This is a genomic window from Agrobacterium sp. SORGH_AS_0745 (assembly GCF_030818995.1).
Taxonomy (GTDB): Bacteria; Pseudomonadota; Alphaproteobacteria; order Rhizobiales; family Rhizobiaceae; genus Agrobacterium; species Agrobacterium tumefaciens.
Genome location: NZ_JAUTBI010000004.1, coordinates 54,221 through 71,077, shown reverse-complemented (window position 1 = coordinate 71,077; position 16,857 = coordinate 54,221). Strand labels below are relative to the sequence as shown.

The following is a 16,857-nucleotide window of genomic DNA, read 5'->3' as shown; positions in this document are numbered from 1 at the left end:
ACTCACACTCGCTGGCGCCGCCCTAACTTGGTTTTGCTGGCTAATCGGAATGATGCGCACCGAAAGAATGATCGACCGAACGGCGGTATAGCTAAGGTCGCCAAGTTGCGTAGAAATCAGCGCGGAGACGCAGAGGAAGGCGCTGCGGATACCGATGGCTTGTGATCGCACACCGCTTTCAAAAGCGAGATTGTCGTCGCTTGAGCAGTTTTCGAAATACCCGCATATCCTTCTCTATACTGAAGCTTCCCCATAACTGTGCTAGCGAGGCCTGCATCCATTCTCTCGGCGACTGCCAATGCAGCGGCGGCCCTGTTTTTGAATGGCAAGAGAGCTTCGAGAACGTATCCATCGCCGCATGCCTTGGCGATGCACGCGATATCGAACATGTCACGTGGCTGAAGAGAGGATCCTCGATAGTGAACCTTCTTCGCGATGATTTCGCCCGGGGTCTCAAGGTCAACTTGGATTCCACGTACTGCGACACGGGATGTTGGATCGTTGGTCAGACTTGGAGCACAAATGAAGTCAATTTCACCGATGCCCGCGAACACGATTTTCAACGCATGCGTCCCGTCCGAAACATATTCATCTGGGTTCACCTGCAGGGTATAGCCCTGTGTTGTCGGGTTCAGATATGGGAGGACCTGCGGATCATCGACGAAAATGTCGATATCGAAGCTTTCACGATGGTTTATCTGGAGCATAAGGGCGGTGCCACCCCCGAAAGTCCAGCTATCGAGGAGTTTAAAAGAAGAGTTCGCCTGATTGATAATTGACGCAGCCTGGTCGAAAAGGCTTTCCCATTGGCTCATCAGGACAACCCTCAGGCGGCTAGGGCGAGGGGATATCCAGCTAGCTGCGAGAATTTCTGGGCAATCTCGGATGCTGTACCGTGGTCGATTTCCATCTCATCCAGAAACTGGTGCTGGAGCTCGGCTTTCACTTCGGAATAGAATGAGAATGCCGAAGCATCGAAATTCTCAACGCTCGCAAAATCCGAAATCTTCGAAGCGAGTTGCTCAGCCGAAAGGTTCGTCCCGTAAGGGGCGTTCACCGTCGACAGTACCTTAATCGCAACGCTAGACATCGTTATCACCACCAATTTTCAATAAGTTATGTAATACATACCCGCCAAAAACGCAAGAAACACAGCAGACGCAGGCATGCAACGGCATTAATCCGGCTTATTCCAGTTCTTGTCACAAGAGCAGACGAAGCTGCGGCGTTTTTCTTCCCGGTGCATGTCTACTACACCGGGAAGAGGCATTTTGCGGCTCAGAGGCCGGCGCGCGCAAAACCGTGTTCAACGAGCCGGTCGATTACCTCAGGATAGCTGACGCCGCTTGCCGCCATCGCCTTCGCATACATGCTGATATCGGTGAACCCCGGAATGGTGTTCACCTCGTTGACCAAAAAAGCCATGTCCTCGGTCAGGAAGAAATCGACGCGCGCCATACCGTCGCAACCGAGCGCCCGGAAGGCGAGTGCTGCCGTCTCGCGGATCTTCGTCTCAACCTCTGGCGGAAGCTCTGCCGGAACCGTCAGCGCCGCGCCATCGTCGTCGATATATTTCGCATCGTAGCTATAGAAGCCATGGCTTTCGGCCGGGATGATCTCACCCGGGCGAGAGACGAACAGGCCACCCTTGGCGTCCTCGAGCACGCTGCACTCGATCTCGCGGCCGCGGATGAATTCCTCGGCAAGCAGCTTGCGGTCATGCTTGAAGCCCTCCGCGAGCGCCGGCGCAAATTCCTGGTTGCCGGAAACCTTGCGCACGCCGACCGAAGACCCCTGACGCGCCGGCTTAACGAACAGCGGCAAACCCAACGCGATCTCAAGCGTGTCGAAGGACGGCACCCGATCCGCATGCACGGTAACAGCACGCGCCACCGGTAACCCCGCCGCCCGCAGCAGCTGCTTGGCGATATCCTTGTCAAGCGCTGTCGCTGAACCCAGGATGCCGCAGCCAACCAGTGGCACGCGGGCCACCTCCGCCAGTCCCTGCACGGAACCATCCTCGCCGAAAATACCATGCAGAACCGGGAACAGAATATCGATCTTCCCGGCATCGCTCATCCTGCCGCCGTCGATGGCGATCATCCGCCCACGCCCGCCGGGCACCAATGCGATTTCGGTGCCGTTTGCCGGCCTGGCGAGCACGCCATTTTCGAAATGGCTGAGCAGCCACTCGCCTTCCCGCGTCACGAAGATCGGCACCGCCTCGTATTTCGAGGGCTCCAGTGCCCCCACGACATTCGTCGCCGACATGACGGAGACGTCGTGTTCGGCCGAGCGGCCGCCGAAGAGAACGGCGATGCGCAGCTTGCCGCGGGAAGATGTCATGAAAACCCCCAAAATAATCTCGTGTCTAAATAGTCTAAATAGATGTCAGAAGCCGATCGCGATGCCGCGATTGGCAAAGAAGCGGTCGAATATGGCAAGCGGTAGCAGCACATCCGCCTGGCTCGCAGCATCATGACCGGATGGATTGTGGAAACGGACCGTATCAGCCGAGGCTGCCGTCACCAGAATGAGATGCCCGCCTTTTGAGGGCGGCATGCGTTCCGGCCAGCGTATGCCGCTATTGACCGAGGCGATGAAGAACGGGCGTTCAGCGAGCAGACCGGGGATGCTCTCTGTTGCGACACCCGTCATCGTTTCTGCCGAGAGCCCGAAGCGCTCGCCCACATAGGTCACGAAGGGCGCATAGATCAGTCCCTTGATCGAAGCATCCAGCTCGTTGACGACATAGCCGCCATAGGTGGTGCAGGCACGGGCGAGAGCAAGCGTCGGAAGCAGGTCGCCGCGCGCTGCCAGGATCATCTTCAGGCAGGCCATGCCGCAGACATTGACCGCCCAGCGCGCGTATTCCTCGATCGTCTCGGCACCCGATTGCCGCCAGAGCGGATCGCGCAGCAGCGCCGCAGATCCTTCGGCAAGCACGGGCAATGTCATCTCCGGTGTTTCCCACTGACTGAAATAAGGAACGACGCCTGTTGATAAGGGCATGGCAAAAATCTCCTGAGCGGTATACTCGTATACGAGGTTGCTTGGCATGATCAAGATGATTGCTGTCTCGGAGAAGGTTGGCCATGAACGATTTCGTCGCAATAAATGTTGAAACCATCCGGCCGGAGACCGTGGCGGATCGTATCGCAAGGGTTCTGAGGGAAGCGATTTCCGGTGGAGAGCTTCGCGGTGGCGTCGCGCTCCGACAAGACGAGCTGGCCGCACGATTTGGGTTCAGCCGCATGCCTGTGCGTGATGCCTTGAGGCTTCTGGAAAGCGAGGGCCTCGTAACCATTCACCCGACAAAGGGGGCCTTCGTGGCAAGAATAGATGCCAAGGAGATTGCGGAGATCTATTCCATTCGCTCGCTACTGGAGACGGAAGCCTTGCGCCTATCATATGTAGGGCTGACGACAGCCGATTTGGACAGGGCGGCAACACTTCTCGCCCAGATCGACGCTGAGAAGGATGTGGGACGTTGGGGGACGCTGAATAAGCAGTTCCACATGACACTTTACGGCGCCTGCCAAAATGAGCGGCTCATCGGCCTTATCGCTACCCACCACGATGCAGCCGACCGCTACGTACGTGTATTGCTATCCAGCTTGGACTATGAGCAGCAATCGCAGGAGGAGCACCGTGCTCTGCTAAAGGCTTGCAGAGATCGGAATATCGACGCTGCAAGTGCAATTTTGCAGCGTCATTTGCTTGAAGGAAGTCGCAAGCTCAGCACGGCCGCCCAGTCGAGCTAAGGCGGCTCGCCGGTTCAGCGTTCGAGACGGGCGAAAGTACGCTTGACTTAGGAGATTCGCTGCCGTTGAGACGGGTAACAGGTACATTTTTTGCTCTTGATGAGAGGTGAACTGCTGACCCGCACACCGCGGAAGTAGGAATCTACCCTGACAGACCGTTGCGTTATCACGACCTCTTCGGAAGTTTCGACTTAAAACTATCTTTCGCTTCGGCTGAAAGTGGACAATGAGTGATTTTAGCTTAACGTCGCGAACGCATCGGGCGGGCTCAAGGTGGATTAGGCGTGGGCTTCTTCGGGACATTTGATAGGCTGCATCACGGTTTTCAACCTCAGCCGGATTGTCACCAATAGGTTGGGGGCCATCGCCCGCGCGGATTATCTCATGCCAGCTGGAACGATGTAACAATGCATGTGCTTCTTTAGAGTGATACGGTACCAGCCGTCCTGGACCTCGTACCCCCGGTGATCGATGACAATATTTACCGTCCGACACGTCACGTCCTATCGTTATAAACGGCCGGTTGAGTTCGGAGAGCACAGACTTTTGTTCAGACCGAGAGACAGTTTCGATCAGACGCTGCTGAGCTCCCGACTCCTCATCGACCCGGAACCGGACTATCTTCGTTGGATCCATGATGTGTTCGGAAACTGCGTCGCAGTTATCGGCTTTGCTCAACCCTCACGTGAGCTCCGCTTCGAAACCGTCATTCGCCTTGACCATACACCCTATGTCGCAATTGATCTGCAAATCGATCAGGACGCTTTGACTTACCCGTTTTCATATGATCCAGACGAAGCGCTGGATCTGGAACGAACCATCCAGCGCCATTACGCTGATCCACATGATCAGGTCGGTAAATGGGCGCGCCAATTCGTGCGAATCGGGCAACCCACTGAAACCGGGCACCTGCTGATGACGTTGTGCTACGCCATCCATGAAAGTTTCATCTATGCCCGACGACAAGAGCATGGAACGCAAGCGCCGACCGAGACGCTGCAGCTTCGCAAGGGAACCTGCCGCGACTTCGCGCTACTTATGATGGAGGCCGCTCGATCACTTGGGTTCGCGGCCAGGTTCGTCACGGGCTATATCTACGTTCCAGACCGAGACGGATCAATCACCCTTGGCGGCGGTTCCACCCATGCGTGGTGCCAGATCTATTTGCCGGGCGCCGGTTGGGCTGAGTTCGACCCAACCAACGGTATCGTGGGCAACCGTGATCTTATCCGTGTTGGGGTGGCGCGGGATCCGAAGCAGGCAGTTCCTTTGTGGGGAAGTTACGACGGAACAGCCGCTGACTACGAGGGCATGTCAGTCCAGGTCAACGTCACAACGGATGATCGCATCGAAACTGTGCTCAACTGAGCGGAACGCATTGCCGATCCCGGCGTTTGCCGCCCAAGCTAGTATAACGGCAAGGTGGCGTCGCCTTAACTGCCTGTTCGAAATGACCTGATATCGGGTTTTCATGACCGAAGTCCCTCTCGCCCACTTCAGACGCCACCAATTTCCCGCTGAGATCATTGCTCATGCCGTATGGCTCTATTATCGGTTCCCGCTCAGCTTCAGTGACATTGAAGATCCGCTCGCTGAGCGCGGCATCAACGTCTCATTCCAGACCGTCTCGGAATGGGCGGCGAAATTCGGCTTGAAATTTGCTCATCTGCTGCGGCACCGTTCACGAGGCCATTTCTAAGACAAGTGGCAGCTCGACGAGATGGTGGTGACGATCAAGGGAAAGAAATATTGGTTGTGGCGCGCCATCGACGCGAACGGTTACGTGCTCGACGCTCTGCTGCAAAGCCGACGGAACAAGGCGGCCGCCTTAAAGCTGATGAGAAAGGTGCTCAAGCACCAGGGGACCGCCCCGCGCGTGATGGTGACCGACAAGCTGCGTTCCTATTCGGCCGCAAAATCCCAGTTGATGCCGCGCGTCGAACATCGTTCGCATAACGGATTGAACAACCGAGCTGAGAACTCTCATCTTGTAATGCGACGGCGAGAGTGGCGTGAGGTGAGCATGTAATCGCGGATGACATCGGCGTGGGCGTCGAGGTCGCCGCGCAGCTCGCTGTCGAAGGTTTCGACGTCCCATTCGACGTCCCAGACGTCAATGATGGTGATACCCTCGGTCATGCCTCACTCTCGTTTCTTGCTACGATCCGCGCGCATGACGGGCTGACCAACTCCCAAATGCGTTCAATGATCGATTCCAGCGAAACAGCGTCTAGTTCGAGCGATGCGGCGTAAGCAAATGTCGATCGCGCGCGGTATCGCCCACAGGTCGTAATAGTCTTTCATGCGCCCGTTGAGAACACCAAGCGCCACCATCGCCTGGAATTTCTCGGCGATCACCGTTGCAGGCGGATAGGAACGAACCTGCGGAGCGGGAAAATCTAGCAGGGCTGGATAGTCGAGCCGCTGCGTCGCATCGGCCATAGCGTCTCCGAAGCCGATGTCGATTGTAATGGGATGCGGGTTCTTTCGAGATAGGCTGCAGTCTTGAGACGAACGCGAAGTCAGCGATCAGGCGGGCAGGATCTCCGTCCACATGTCCGAGAAAGTCCGCATCCCGCGTCACCCGATTGTCGTCGGCCACCCAGACCGTGACCAACATACCGCCTTTCAGGACGAAGCGGTCCCTATGCACTGAGATTGACAGGCGATACAGCAGCCGTTCGAGCGCGAACCGCACCAGCAAGACGTCGAAGGCGCGACTTTCTTTGCGGGCGATATTGAGCAGCCGATCCTTGACCGACTTCGCTATGTTCGCTGTTTCTTTAGCCATTGGAGGTGAGAGCCTCAAGATAGGGTTGCATGACCTTCCAGGCGCCGCCGGCCGTCGCGGCTTGGGCGATTGCGCTTGGAGTTGCCTTACGTTGCTGGAGAGCAGCACGCAGTCCTCCGACAGCAACCGATCGGTCCACCAGCTTGGGGTTTCGGAACAGGTCAGCAAGGGTTTTCGGGATCGAATAGACCGGAACGTCAATGCCGGCGATCACTTGATTTTCGATGCCCTGTCGCAGATAGGGTTCCGTGAAGCGGACCATACGCAGCGGGGGATAGGACTGCACGGGCGCCCAATCGCTCGTCCCGATCGCTATCCAGACACGCCGCGGCATCTGGTCGGTCAGTCCGTGGAAGGCGAGCGCCGACACCAGAGCGATCACGCCTTTGGGCGCTCGCATGATGGCTTCAGCAAGTATCTGGTTCTCTTCGACTTCCGCGTCACGCTTCTGATAAACGCCGCGCGAGATACGCTCGATTTCACCGACCTCGACGGCGCGCGCGATCGTTTGTCCGCTGATGCCAGCCTCGCGTAGTTCATGCGCATGCATCATGCTGCGCGCAGCAAGCAGGCTTCTGAGCTTTGCTTTTTGCGACGATGGCATGTTACAAATCCTCTAATGGTTTGCGATCTTATCAGAGGTTTTGTCACGCGTCATGCCTGCATTAGCGAATAATAGACGGCCAGCCTCCAGCGAGCTCACATTATCTGCCGGAATGTCTTTTCGATCCATTCGGCGCTAGCGAAAGTCGAGAATTGCCCCGGCGCGGCATGAATGAAACGCAACTGGCCCACCGGCATCGTAAAGTTAACGGCCGAGAAGCAATAGGATGACGCCGGCCGCGTTGTACCGCTTACATTCGAGCGATTTGCGCCCACAGGTCTATTGCCTGCGAACGAAGTTCGCGATGATGGCTGGAGGAGATGTCATGTCGGGGATGTGGAACATGTTGGCAATTGGATCATGGATAGAGACGAAGCGTTGTAGATGTCGCTGTGACTTGAAGCACTTCATGATCCGCTCTCGCCGCCGGATTGGTTCGTGAGAATTCTCTGCCCGATTGTTCAAGCCTTTATGCGAACGGTGCTCGACACCGGGCATGATCTTTCGCTTTGCTGCGCCGTAGGATCGCAGCTTGTCACTGATCATCACACGCGGTGAGCGACCTTGTCCTTTCAACAGCTTGCGCATCAGGCGTTTCGCCGCCTTTGCGCATCAGGCGTTTCGCCGCCTTTGCGTTTCGGCGGCTTTGAACGAGAACCTCCAGGACGAAACCGTCCTGATCGACAGCACGTCACAGCCAACGCTTCTTGCCGCAAATTGAAACAACGGCCTCATTGAGGTGCCATTTATCTCCGAGCCGACCGGATGATCGGCTTCGGATCTCGTTGGCGAAGGCACGGCCGAATTTCTCCGCCCACAGCCTGACGGTTTGGTGCGAGACAGCGATCCCACGGGCAGCCAGCAAGTCCTCAACCATTCGCAGGCTCAGAGGGAAACGGAAATAGAGCCAAACCGCATGGGCGATGATCTCGGCGGGAAAGCGATGGCGGCGATAGAGTGGGTCACGGTCTGTTATGAACCACATTCCGTTAAGTTGACGACGCCCTTCGGCGCCATCGCTCATTTTGAACGTAGGTTGATTTCGGAACGTACCAAGGACGGTATCGCCGCCGCAAGGACGAAAGGGAAGTTGCCAGGCCGGCAACCGCTCGACATGAAAAGGGTCGAAGCGGCAATCAAACTTATCGAAGCAAAAACATCTCCGACGGAAGCAGCCCGGCAGCTTGGGCTTGGGCGCTCTACTGTCTATCGTGAGATGCGTCGTCTGGGTATCCAACGACCGGCCTGATCAAATCGCATCATCAGAAGTTGCAAAAAAGCCGCAACACCTCAGGTTTCAGCTTTCCACTGTCGTTAAGGACTCCAAATCAAACCGGTCATTTGGTATCGCTCTTGGTTGAAGAGCGTTGGCGCATCGAGGTAGACTTTGCCTAAGTAAATACCGGTCTCAATCCAGTTTCACCCTTACTGCCGGATAGCGATCTGCTGTCGGTGTATAATTCTGTTCATCGGGTGGCGGCAAGAGACCGGTTTGGCATTGTTACAATGTGCCAGTGCAGTTCCGCTGTCTCAGCTGTTCAGCCGCCCAATAGCATCGCCACACCGTGCCCTTCAGGGTTTTCTCATGCACCATCTTGGTGGGCTTCCGAGCGGAAGACCAAGACGGTATGTGCAATACACTTCAGGTCCAATGGACCATTATCCCCACAACACCTCCCCAGCCGTGGATCGCATGCAGCGGATGTGGTGGCATGAGAGCATTTCAATCCAATGGTAAAATCCGGCTCAACGCCAACGGCCGCAAGCTCGACGCATGGCTCATCTACAAATGCCTGGCATGCGAAAAGACTTGGAACCGGCCGATTTTCGAGCGGCAGAATGTTCGCGACATCGATCCCGACACCCTTACAGCGTTGCAGTCCAATGATTCTGAGTGGTTCCAGGCAGAGGCGTTTAACCTGGAACCTCTGAAGCGGAAGGCGCAAAGGGTTGATGAGTTTGATGATTACGCCATCGAAAAAACCACGCTGCGTGAAGCTGAGTACTGGACGAAATTGGTGATCGACCTGGTAACTCCTATTCCGACCAGTACACGCCTTGATCGTTTACTTGCGTCGGAGTTGAGGATTTCGCGCTTGCGGCTTCAGAAGCTGAACGAACGTGGTTTCCTCCAGGCAACCTCTGACCGCGCCAACGCAATGCGCCGGCATATAAAAACCGGCACGGTGGTCACCATCGATCTATCCGAGGAGGCGGATCGAGAGCAATCGTGGAAGCCTTTGGCGACAGGTGGACCGCTTTAGACGCAATGGCGGAGGCCTGAAATCCTCAGGCCTTCGTCCATGACGGTTCACCTCTGCCGTTGTCTAGCGGGAAATCAACGCGACGCCCTCTTGTCGGGGATTAAGCGAACAACGTGACATCGCCCCTTCCAATGCTTTGAGGGAAAACCCTCATTGCCGTCCTGGGAACGAGGGTTACAATATCAGCATCTTAATCGTTCAGGAGGGCCAAATGGCTGAAATGCAAAACGAAAGTAAAAATCCGCGTCCCGACCCGGCAGAGGAAAATGCGTTCTTTCCTTCCCCTTATTCACTGAGTCAATTTACCTCGCCCAAGTCCGATCTTAGCGGAGCTGATTATCCCAATGCCTATAAAGGTGATAAGAAAGTTCTCATGATAGGCGCCGATGAGCGCTATCTACTGACCGATAATGGCAGCTTTTTCTCGACCGGAAACCATCCAGTGGAAACGCTGTTGCCAATGTATCATCTGGATAAGGCCGGCTTTGCCTTCGATGTCGCCACCGTCTCGGGCAATCCTGTCAAGTTCGAGTTTTGGGCCATGCCTTCAGAAGACACCGAGGTTAAGAGGTTTTTCGAAAAGTATCATCCACAGTTCAAAAAGCCCCTGAAGCTTGCGGACGTGATCGCCAGCGGGTTGGACGACTATGCTGCCATCTTCATCCCAGGCGGTCACGGCGCACTGATCGGCATTCCTGAGAGCAAGGATGTCGGGGAGGTTTTGAAATGGGCAGCAACGAGCGACAGATTCGTGATCTCTCTCTGCCATGGGCCCGCAGGGTTCCTTGCCGTCGGAGAGAACAGTGAGATCTACAAGGGTTACAAGATTTGCGCTTTCCCGGACGCGATTGACGCGAAGACGCCTGATATCGGGTACATGCCCGGTCATTTGACATGGAAGTTCGGCGAGAAGCTGAAAGCCCTCGGATTTGAAATCTTGAACGATGATATCTCCGGCGCGGTTCATCAGGATCGCAAACTCCTGACGGGTGATAGCCCGATGGCGGGTAATAATCTTGGAAAGTTGGCCGCACAGGCGATGCTGAAGGAATTTTCTAACTGATGGAGGCCCCCGGCGCGGCAGACAGAGTGTTTCAGAGCGTTCTGGCGATTGATGCCGCCGAAACGTTCCAAACGATTAAGACCGAGGTTCGCTCTCTCGTCGCGCCGTTCGGCTACGACCGCTTTGTACTGTTCTCAGCGTCCGCCGCGCGAGAGGAGCCAATAGAACGTATTTATTGGATTGAGGGAGATTGGTTTGGAAATGGCGATCCAGTCACCGAAGAAACATATATCCGGCGGTGCGCAATAACGCGTCATATCCTCGGTGCCCGGGAGCCGTTCTTTTGGACAAAAACATTTCGTGAGAACGGCGAACTATATCGCGTCGTCAATCTGCCGCGCGGGCCCGGCATTCAAGGATTGCAAGTTCCCGTATTTGGCCCTTCGGGACTTGAAGGTGCCATGAGCCTGGGGGGGACGCAGATCAATGCGTCGCCAACGACGAAGTGGATTTTGACGTTGTTGGCCGTGGCCGCTTTTTACTCCGCACGCAAATTGATTGAGGCGCCCGTTGCGTCTGCAATAGCAGTCCTTTCGGACCGAGAGCGTGAAGTCCTCACCTGGACAGCAGCGGGTAGGCGGCAATTGGAGATTGCTGCGACACTGGGGCTTTCGGAAAGAACAATCGAAAACCATCTGCGGCGTATCCGTCATCGGCTGGGCGTGAGTACGACAGCACAAGCAATCAGGATAGCGATTCGAAATGGTGAGATTACAATCTGACCATTAGCTTTCAGGAGATTGAACATGTCGAAGACGATACTCATCACCGGTGCGGCTTCGGGCTTGGGCCGGGGCATTGCTTTTGGCTTGGCGAAAGCTGGTGAACGGGTGATCGCGGGCTGCCAGATCTGGCCGCAAGCACCCCGAGCTTCAGTGCCGGCACTCAACAGCGAGTTTAACGCTACGCCAACCATGTCGGTAATATGAGAGGCGACATAAAGAATCTTATAAGGACCACCCTGTAGGCTTTGACGTAAGGCAGGCAGAGCGATGCAGATCGATTTACAAACCCTTTGGTACTTGACAGTCGGAACGCTCCTGGTGTCAGCGTCGCTTCTCCTTTGGGAAAGGCAGGCTCATCCAGGTCGCTCACGCGCGCTCGGTGTTCTGGCCGCAGCACTCTTCGCGTTCGTTCTCGGCTGCATGCTTGCAATGAACCGCAGCCACTTTCCGGTCGCGCTCGGCATGGGGGCGATCAACATCCTAATGATGTTGGGCTACCTTCTTGTCCTTAACGCCATCGCTGGCCTCGACGGTCACCGGTATCTCTGGTCGTCCGTCGCAGCGCTAAGCTTTCTAGCCATCGCCTGGGCGATCGCTGGCACGCACTTCCCGGCCGCCTTCTGGAACCATGTCTCGTCTATCCCCATCGCGCTGACCTGCGGCCTGACAGCATGGACACTTCTGCGCAGCCGCACGGTCCAGCGATTGCGCTCACGTCCGATCGCAGTATCGATCTCGGCCGTCCATGCCGTGTTCTACCTTGGCCGAGCGTTCATTGCCCCTGTTCTCCTTGAGCGGTACGGGCAAGATATTATCTCCATCGTCGCGAAGGCGACGATGTACGAGGCCGTCTTGTACTCGGTAGCGATGCCGATGTCCTTTCTGATGATTATTCGAGAGGAGGAAAAGCTCCACCTGCTCCGCGTGTCACAAACCGATCAGTTGACCGGGCTTGCAAACCGTCACGCCTTTTTTGAGCAGGCATCTCGGATCGTCCGGGAGCGGCATGATGACCCCGTGTCACTGCTCGCCTTCGACCTCGACCACTTCAAGGCGATCAACGACCGTCATGGACATCAAACCGGAGATAAGGTTTTGCAGCTGTTCGCCGAAACCGCCCGCGAAGAAGCGGGGCCCGACGCGCTTATTGTCCGGCTAGGCGGTGAGGAATTCGCTGCGCTTCTGCCACGGTGCGACCATTCCCAAGCTCTCAGTCGCGGCTTGGCGATCGCAAGCCGGTTCGCCAAAGCAGCCGCTCGGGCAGAGGGCTTGGAAACCCAGGCCACCGTCAGTATCGGCCTTGCGGCACCTGACTGCCACGACCTCGCCGGGATGCTTGCAAGCGCCGACGGCGCGCTGTACCGGGCGAAAGCCCTTGGGCGGAACCGGGTTGAGGTAGCACGGTCAAACGAATCGAGGCAACAGCCCTCAGCCAATCCCGTGCCTCATCATTTGCGGTTAGTGGCGACCGGGGTGCCCTGATTCGATGTAGCTTTTGGGTCATTGATTGTGTCGAAATCCGGTGAGCCGGTGGAGCAAGGCACCCTGCTGCGACTGTGCTCAATAGCCCGCTGCACATGACGTGCATTTTAGGCTGCCAGCACGAATGAAACTTTCCTAGTAAAGGCACTTGGAGAGCTAGTCACGTCTCAGGTGTCCCAACGTCATCAAGCACCTGGCGAAGTAGCGACACCAGCATATCAACCTCTTCATGCGACAGCCCTTTTGTCATGTCCGCATTGCCTTGGCGCAAAGTAGCGCGACGTGCCGACAATCGTATGAGTACCGTCTCAGTCGCGAAGGTGGGGCGCAAAAGTGGCCAACTTTTTCTCCACCCCGTGGGAGGTCTTTACTCCGCCGTTGACAATTCCATTCCTTCTCAGCAGCCCAGGGCACCTGATTAGATGAAATTTGCTTCTATGATAAAAGTCTTCGTTAGCCCTGATCAGATCAGGAACTGGTCGCACAGTAGAAATCCAGCTATCTGGGTTGGCGGATACGGCCATAGTCTTGTAGTCGACACTCGCGCCGGTGAATCCCGCGGCGGTTGGAGATATCACCTTTGAATCGCGACAAAAGGTGCCTCGTCGAATGGTGAGAAGAGAAAAAGATGGGTCCCCGGCGGGCTTACCTCCGCTTCAGATGAGATTGCAAAGCGAGCCGCGAAGACAGAAGGTGGCGGTGATCCTCAAGCTGGCTGGCGTGGCCTGCATCGGTCTCGGGCTGGCGTGGACGCTCTGCTACCTCTATTTTGGTCGCTACGAGCTGTCGGTAGTGTTCATCGGATTGACCTGCGTGGGCGTGCTCGCCCTCCATCGCAGCAAGCGAAGCGATAGCTCATCGCTCCTTGTCGTTGCCCACGGGGTTTTTGTGGTCGTCTGCGCCATTTCGCTGATCGATGCACCCATCGCCTGGGTTCCTCGGTCGGCCCACCTATTTCTGCTTCCGCTTGCCGCTGGAGCGGCTTTTACTTTTGAGCGACACGAGCGCTATGGAACGCTGATCTTCCCCCTGATTTGCATCGCCGCTTTTGTTGCGTTCGCGATGGGCGCGCTAGACCCCCTCGCACCAGCTATCTCGCCGCCACTGGAGGTGCGCGCATGGGGCGCAAAGCTGAATACGACGACGTCGATGCTGCTGCTGGCCATGGTGTTTGGCATCTACCGCATCGATAGTGGAAAGCGCCTGCGGCTGGAACGCGAGTTGGGTCGAGCTGTCCGTAACGGTGAGATCGAGGTGTACTTTCAGCCACAGGTGCGTGGTAGTGGCATTGTAACTGGTGCCGAGGCGCTCGTGCGCTGGCGGCATCCGTCCGGTAAGCTGCTGTCACCCGATGCCTTCATCGATCTCGCGGAGGAAAGCACTCTGATATGCGAGATTGGGTTGGAAGTGCTTCGTCAGGCTTGCGAGACCCTCAGGCACTGGTCCGACAACCCACGCACGCAAGCGCTACGCCTGGCAGTGAACATTAGTCCTGTCCAGCTACAGGATCCTTCGTTAGTGTCGTCGGTTTCGAGGATCATTCGTGAGGCGGGCATTGATCCGTCCTTGCTGGAGTTCGAGCTTACCGAAACTGCACTGGCGACCGATACTGCGGCTGTGCTTGAGCGGATGGAAGTGCTGGCGTCCAGTGGCGCCTCTTGGGCGCTTGACGATTTTGGAACCGGATACTCCTCGTTGGCAACGTTGCGTACCCTACCGGTGCGCAAGCTAAAGATTGATCGGCAGTTCCTTATCGAGGCCACAAGGCAAGAGCGCGCTCAGCGGCTTCTCGGAAAAATCATCGAGATATCGCATGTCATGGATATGTGTGCCTTGGCCGAAGGTGTGGAGACGCCTGACCAGCGGGAACTATTGACCCGACTTGGTTGCGACCACTTCCAAGGCTACTTGTTCGCCCAGCCGATGCCGCGCGAGGAGTTGAATAGATGGTTGGGTATCCACTGCGGCTTGCAGTTGGTCTAGCAATTGTCCGGCCCGCCGAGTGACGTCTTCCTCGCCTTGGGACAGTTCGCCATTAAGAAGCTCCTCCATCAGCTTGTGAAGTACGCTACCGCGCAGGGCGCCTGCTCGGATGATTCGTAGTCCGTCCGAGGTGCTATCCACGACAAAACTGTCTATCGTGTCTGCGTTGCGGTCAGGATCGCGCTCGCTCGGAAGATCCCAGAGGATGGGTTCCGAGGCTGCGACAATGTGCTCGCGCTCGGCGATGAAAATGGCATCGGTCTGCCCGTTGGTCAGGACATTAGCAGTGGTTACTTCAGGAACAGGCAGCATGTCAGTTTGAAGCTCATTCAGGCGCTTTTGTCCCAGATCCATGACCCTGGATCACGAGCGCGACGAGGCTCCTGGCAGATCGGGGATTACGAGAAGATCGCGGGCCCGCGTGGTCGCAATTACCACAACCGTTCACGTTGCCTCGCTTCGCGAAACTCTTCCTCGCTGAGGGCGACTGCCAAGTCCGGCGGCTCGATGCCGCCGCCGATCCAATGAAAGGTATCGTCCGATTCGAGAATGTCGTCAGCCCATCCAGCCAGCGTCAGAAAGCGAGTTCGCCATGAATAGCAATCCGGCGCGCAGCTGTTCGCGGTTGACGATGCCCCCAAGACACACTCTGACATGTTCGTCAGGTGCGCCGAGAACAGTAAATGCGTCTGATGGCATCAGCCCGACATGACGACCGGCCATCCGTCCCATGAGTTCCGCCCTGCTGAAGCCCTTGGGCAGCTTTAGCCATATGCTGAAAGCCTCCGGTTCGCCTCTCACATCTAAGTCCGGGAGCGCTTCGATGGCGATCTTATGTCGGGCTGCGCTTTCCGAACGGACAAAGTGGCGAATGGCGTCGGCTGTTCCGTCCTCAATCCACCGCGTCGCGAGCGCCATGCAGATCGGTGACGGCATTACAGCGCTAGCTCGCATTGCCTGGGAGAGGGAATACGCAGCCTTTGCGCTAGGCGAAACGGTATAGGCGAGGCGCAGGCCCGCGCCAAGGCATTTTGCCAAACCGCCGATGTGCCAGGTGAGGTCGGGAGCCAGAGTAGCAAAGGGAACGGGTGCTGCGGCAGGAATGAAGCCATATGCATCATCCTCAATCAAGGGGAGCCTGTGGCGTAGAAGCACTTCGGCAATTTCCATGCGCCGGTCCCGTGGAACGGTCAACGTCGTGGGATTTTGAACCGTCGGATTGAGATAAAGAGCCTTCGGCTGGTGCAAATGAATAGCGGCGTCAAGCGCATCCGGCATAACGCCAGAAGCATCCATCGGAATTCCCACGAGTTGCAATCCCATACGAGCTGCGATCGCTCTCAGACCGGGATACGTCACAGCCTCACACAGGACAACATCGCCCGGTCTCGTCATCGTTGAAAGAAGCGCCGTCATCGTCGCATGCGCTCCGGGTGTTATTGCAATCCGTTCAAGACTTGGCACCATCCCTCTTTTTGAAAGCCATGAAGACGCTGCCGCTTTATCCTGTTCGCCTCCGGTCGTGGACTGGTAACGGAGAAGAGAGATCAGGTTGGCTGAGACAGTCTGCAGCCCATCCTGCATCCGCGCCACAAGGTCCGGATCCTGAGGTTCGGGAGGCATGTTCATTGACAAATCCTCGTCGCTGGCCCGACGTGGATCGATCCGATGCTCCTCCTTCGGCCGACCAAGGGCAAAGGTGCCCCTCCCGACATGGCTCTCCACAAGGCGACGCGAATGCGCCTCGTTGTAGGCGCGACTGACGGTCGTGAAATCGATCCCAAGACGCTCGGCGAGCGTGCGCTGTGGTGGCAGTCGGTCACCGGCCGCGATATCGCCGCGCTTGATCGCCAGTTCTATCGCATCTGCTATTTGAAGATAACGTGGCTTGCCGTCAGGGCGGAGTTGCGGGATCCATTTCAACATTTTATTTCGCGTCCGAGTTAAGATTGTTTCATATTGTATGGATAGAAAATTGTGTTTTCAAGCTGAAATTCGAGACAATAACTCGCCCAGAATTTTAGCACATGTCCGTCGTTTACGCTGTTTTCTTAGTCAGTTCGCATATTGAGAATGCAAAATTACAAAATTGAGGAAAATTATTGTATGGACATTGAACTGATTATTGATTCATTCAATTTCCTTCGTATCGTTTCTGCATCAACCCCGCTTAAGGAGATG

The 16,857-nt window shown here is 56.3% G+C and carries 18 protein-coding genes and 2 pseudogenes; 10 read left to right on the top strand and 10 right to left on the bottom strand.

Features of this window, described 5'->3' with window-relative positions; genetic code table 11:
• Positions 1-116: 116 nt before the first annotated feature.
• The 4 genes from QE432_RS24005 to QE432_RS23990 form a co-directional block, all read right to left on the bottom strand.
• Entirely contained in the window at positions 117-815 is a 699-nt protein-coding gene (locus QE432_RS24005) for a nucleotidyl transferase AbiEii/AbiGii toxin family protein (RefSeq protein ID WP_112154575.1), read from the bottom strand.
• Positions 816-826: 11 nt separating this feature from the next.
• The gene (locus QE432_RS24000; RefSeq protein WP_013637284.1) at positions 827-1,090 is read right to left on the bottom strand and encodes a hypothetical protein; all 264 of its coding nucleotides are present in this window, start codon (positions 1,088-1,090) and stop codon (positions 827-829) included.
• Between the two features lie 188 nt (positions 1,091-1,278).
• Positions 1,279-2,346: a D-alanine--D-alanine ligase family protein gene (locus QE432_RS23995; RefSeq protein WP_019565647.1), complete on the bottom strand. Its 1,068-nt coding sequence runs from the start codon at positions 2,344-2,346 to the stop codon at positions 1,279-1,281.
• A 45-nt stretch (positions 2,347-2,391) separates the two neighbouring features.
• Positions 2,392-3,012 carry a C39 family peptidase gene (locus tag QE432_RS23990; protein ID WP_112154574.1) on the bottom strand — a complete coding sequence of 207 codons (621 nt, stop codon included), beginning with the start codon at positions 3,010-3,012 and terminating at the stop codon, positions 2,392-2,394.
• A gap of 83 nt (positions 3,013-3,095) precedes the next feature.
• On the opposite strand from QE432_RS23990, the gene QE432_RS23985 reads away from it, so the two are divergent.
• The 3 genes and pseudogenes from QE432_RS23985 to QE432_RS23975 form a co-directional block, all read left to right on the top strand.
• Positions 3,096-3,764, top strand: a complete 669-nt coding sequence (locus QE432_RS23985) for a GntR family transcriptional regulator (RefSeq protein ID WP_019565646.1) — start codon at positions 3,096-3,098, stop codon at positions 3,762-3,764.
• 471 nt (positions 3,765-4,235) lie between these two features.
• Positions 4,236-5,132: a transglutaminase family protein gene (locus QE432_RS23980; protein WP_111800976.1), complete on the top strand. Its 897-nt coding sequence runs from the start codon at positions 4,236-4,238 to the stop codon at positions 5,130-5,132.
• A 103-nt stretch (positions 5,133-5,235) separates the two neighbouring features.
• Positions 5,236-5,778, top strand: a pseudogene (locus QE432_RS23975) (IS6 family transposase); the annotation flags it as partial.
• Here QE432_RS23975 and QE432_RS23970 read toward each other — a convergent pair.
• The 4 genes and pseudogenes from QE432_RS23970 to QE432_RS23955 form a co-directional block, all read right to left on the bottom strand.
• Positions 5,748-5,903: a hypothetical protein gene (locus tag QE432_RS23970; protein ID WP_162647851.1), complete on the bottom strand. Its 156-nt coding sequence runs from the start codon at positions 5,901-5,903 to the stop codon at positions 5,748-5,750. The pseudogene QE432_RS23975 and the gene QE432_RS23970 overlap by 31 nt on opposite strands.
• A gap of 63 nt (positions 5,904-5,966) precedes the next feature.
• Entirely contained in the window at positions 5,967-6,206 is a 240-nt protein-coding gene (locus QE432_RS23965) for a nucleotidyl transferase AbiEii/AbiGii toxin family protein (protein ID WP_013637289.1), read from the bottom strand.
• A gap of 341 nt (positions 6,207-6,547) precedes the next feature.
• The gene (locus QE432_RS23960; RefSeq protein WP_306627152.1) at positions 6,548-7,159 is read right to left on the bottom strand and encodes a type IV toxin-antitoxin system AbiEi family antitoxin domain-containing protein; all 612 of its coding nucleotides are present in this window, start codon (positions 7,157-7,159) and stop codon (positions 6,548-6,550) included.
• A 250-nt stretch (positions 7,160-7,409) separates the two neighbouring features.
• Positions 7,410-8,144, bottom strand: a pseudogene (locus tag QE432_RS23955) (IS6 family transposase).
• On the opposite strand from QE432_RS23955, the gene QE432_RS23950 reads away from it, so the two are divergent.
• The 7 genes from QE432_RS23950 to QE432_RS23920 all read left to right on the top strand — a co-directional run bounded on the left by QE432_RS23950 (position 8,076) and on the right by QE432_RS23920 (position 14,676).
• The gene (locus QE432_RS23950; RefSeq protein WP_441296761.1) at positions 8,076-8,408 is read left to right on the top strand and encodes a recombinase family protein; all 333 of its coding nucleotides are present in this window, start codon (positions 8,076-8,078) and stop codon (positions 8,406-8,408) included. The pseudogene QE432_RS23955 and the gene QE432_RS23950 sit on opposite strands and share 69 nt — an antisense overlap.
• A 379-nt stretch (positions 8,409-8,787) precedes the next feature.
• The gene (locus QE432_RS23945) at positions 8,788-9,423 is read left to right on the top strand and encodes a DUF1062 domain-containing protein (RefSeq protein ID WP_115064243.1); all 636 of its coding nucleotides are present in this window, start codon (positions 8,788-8,790) and stop codon (positions 9,421-9,423) included.
• A gap of 211 nt (positions 9,424-9,634) precedes the next feature.
• A complete protein-coding gene (hchA, locus tag QE432_RS23940; RefSeq protein ID WP_112154573.1) occupies positions 9,635-10,486 on the top strand; it encodes a glyoxalase III HchA in 852 nt (283 codons plus the stop codon).
• A complete protein-coding gene (locus tag QE432_RS23935; RefSeq protein ID WP_111799478.1) occupies positions 10,486-11,208 on the top strand; it encodes a PA1136 family autoinducer-binding transcriptional regulator in 723 nt (240 codons plus the stop codon). The genes hchA and QE432_RS23935 overlap by 1 nt, the downstream gene beginning before the upstream one ends.
• A gap of 24 nt (positions 11,209-11,232) precedes the next feature.
• The gene (locus QE432_RS23930) at positions 11,233-11,415 is read left to right on the top strand and encodes an SDR family NAD(P)-dependent oxidoreductase (protein WP_041694748.1); all 183 of its coding nucleotides are present in this window, start codon (positions 11,233-11,235) and stop codon (positions 11,413-11,415) included.
• Positions 11,416-11,478: 63 nt separating this feature from the next.
• Positions 11,479-12,693, top strand: a complete 1,215-nt coding sequence (locus QE432_RS23925) for a GGDEF domain-containing protein (RefSeq protein WP_112154572.1) — start codon at positions 11,479-11,481, stop codon at positions 12,691-12,693.
• A gap of 693 nt (positions 12,694-13,386) precedes the next feature.
• On the top strand, positions 13,387-14,676 hold the full coding sequence (locus QE432_RS23920; RefSeq protein ID WP_306627149.1) for a putative bifunctional diguanylate cyclase/phosphodiesterase: 1,290 nt from the start codon (positions 13,387-13,389) through the stop codon (positions 14,674-14,676).
• On the opposite strand, the gene QE432_RS23915 is transcribed toward QE432_RS23920, so the two are convergent.
• Together QE432_RS23915 and QE432_RS23910 are read right to left on the bottom strand one after the other, a co-directional pair.
• A complete protein-coding gene (locus tag QE432_RS23915; RefSeq protein ID WP_162647850.1) occupies positions 14,563-15,030 on the bottom strand; it encodes a hypothetical protein in 468 nt (155 codons plus the stop codon). The two genes, QE432_RS23920 and QE432_RS23915, sit on opposite strands and share 114 nt — an antisense overlap.
• A 201-nt stretch (positions 15,031-15,231) precedes the next feature.
• Positions 15,232-16,602, bottom strand: a complete 1,371-nt coding sequence (locus tag QE432_RS23910) for an aminotransferase-like domain-containing protein (protein WP_111799475.1) — start codon at positions 16,600-16,602, stop codon at positions 15,232-15,234.
• Positions 16,603-16,857: the final 255 nt, after the last annotated feature.

Bases quoted from the DNA above. Each gene is read 5' to 3' on its own strand.
- QE432_RS24005 (WP_112154575.1), bottom strand. From the start codon at position 815: ATGAGCCAATGGGAAAGCCTTTTCGACCAGGCTGCGTCAATTATCAAT.
- QE432_RS24000 (WP_013637284.1), bottom strand. From the start codon at position 1,090: ATGTCTAGCGTTGCGATTAAGGTACTGTCGACGGTGAACGCCCCTTAC.
- QE432_RS23995 (WP_019565647.1), bottom strand. From the start codon at position 2,346: ATGACATCTTCCCGCGGCAAGCTGCGCATCGCCGTTCTCTTCGGCGGC.
- QE432_RS23990 (WP_112154574.1), bottom strand. From the start codon at position 3,012: ATGCCCTTATCAACAGGCGTCGTTCCTTATTTCAGTCAGTGGGAAACA.
- QE432_RS23985 (WP_019565646.1), top strand. From the start codon at position 3,096: ATGAACGATTTCGTCGCAATAAATGTTGAAACCATCCGGCCGGAGACC.
- QE432_RS23980 (WP_111800976.1), top strand. From the start codon at position 4,236: ATGACAATATTTACCGTCCGACACGTCACGTCCTATCGTTATAAACGG.
- QE432_RS23970 (WP_162647851.1), bottom strand. From the start codon at position 5,903: ATGACCGAGGGTATCACCATCATTGACGTCTGGGACGTCGAATGGGAC.
- QE432_RS23965 (WP_013637289.1), bottom strand. From the start codon at position 6,206: ATGGCCGATGCGACGCAGCGGCTCGACTATCCAGCCCTGCTAGATTTT.
- QE432_RS23960 (WP_306627152.1), bottom strand. From the start codon at position 7,159: ATGCCATCGTCGCAAAAAGCAAAGCTCAGAAGCCTGCTTGCTGCGCGC.
- QE432_RS23950 (WP_441296761.1), top strand. From the start codon at position 8,076: ATGGGCGATGATCTCGGCGGGAAAGCGATGGCGGCGATAGAGTGGGTC.
- QE432_RS23945 (WP_115064243.1), top strand. From the start codon at position 8,788: ATGTGCAATACACTTCAGGTCCAATGGACCATTATCCCCACAACACCT.
- hchA (WP_112154573.1), top strand. From the start codon at position 9,635: ATGGCTGAAATGCAAAACGAAAGTAAAAATCCGCGTCCCGACCCGGCA.
- QE432_RS23935 (WP_111799478.1), top strand. From the start codon at position 10,486: ATGGAGGCCCCCGGCGCGGCAGACAGAGTGTTTCAGAGCGTTCTGGCG.
- QE432_RS23930 (WP_041694748.1), top strand. From the start codon at position 11,233: ATGTCGAAGACGATACTCATCACCGGTGCGGCTTCGGGCTTGGGCCGG.
- QE432_RS23925 (WP_112154572.1), top strand. From the start codon at position 11,479: ATGCAGATCGATTTACAAACCCTTTGGTACTTGACAGTCGGAACGCTC.
- QE432_RS23915 (WP_162647850.1), bottom strand. From the start codon at position 15,030: ATGGATCTGGGACAAAAGCGCCTGAATGAGCTTCAAACTGACATGCTG.
- QE432_RS23910 (WP_111799475.1), bottom strand. From the start codon at position 16,602: ATGTTGAAATGGATCCCGCAACTCCGCCCTGACGGCAAGCCACGTTAT.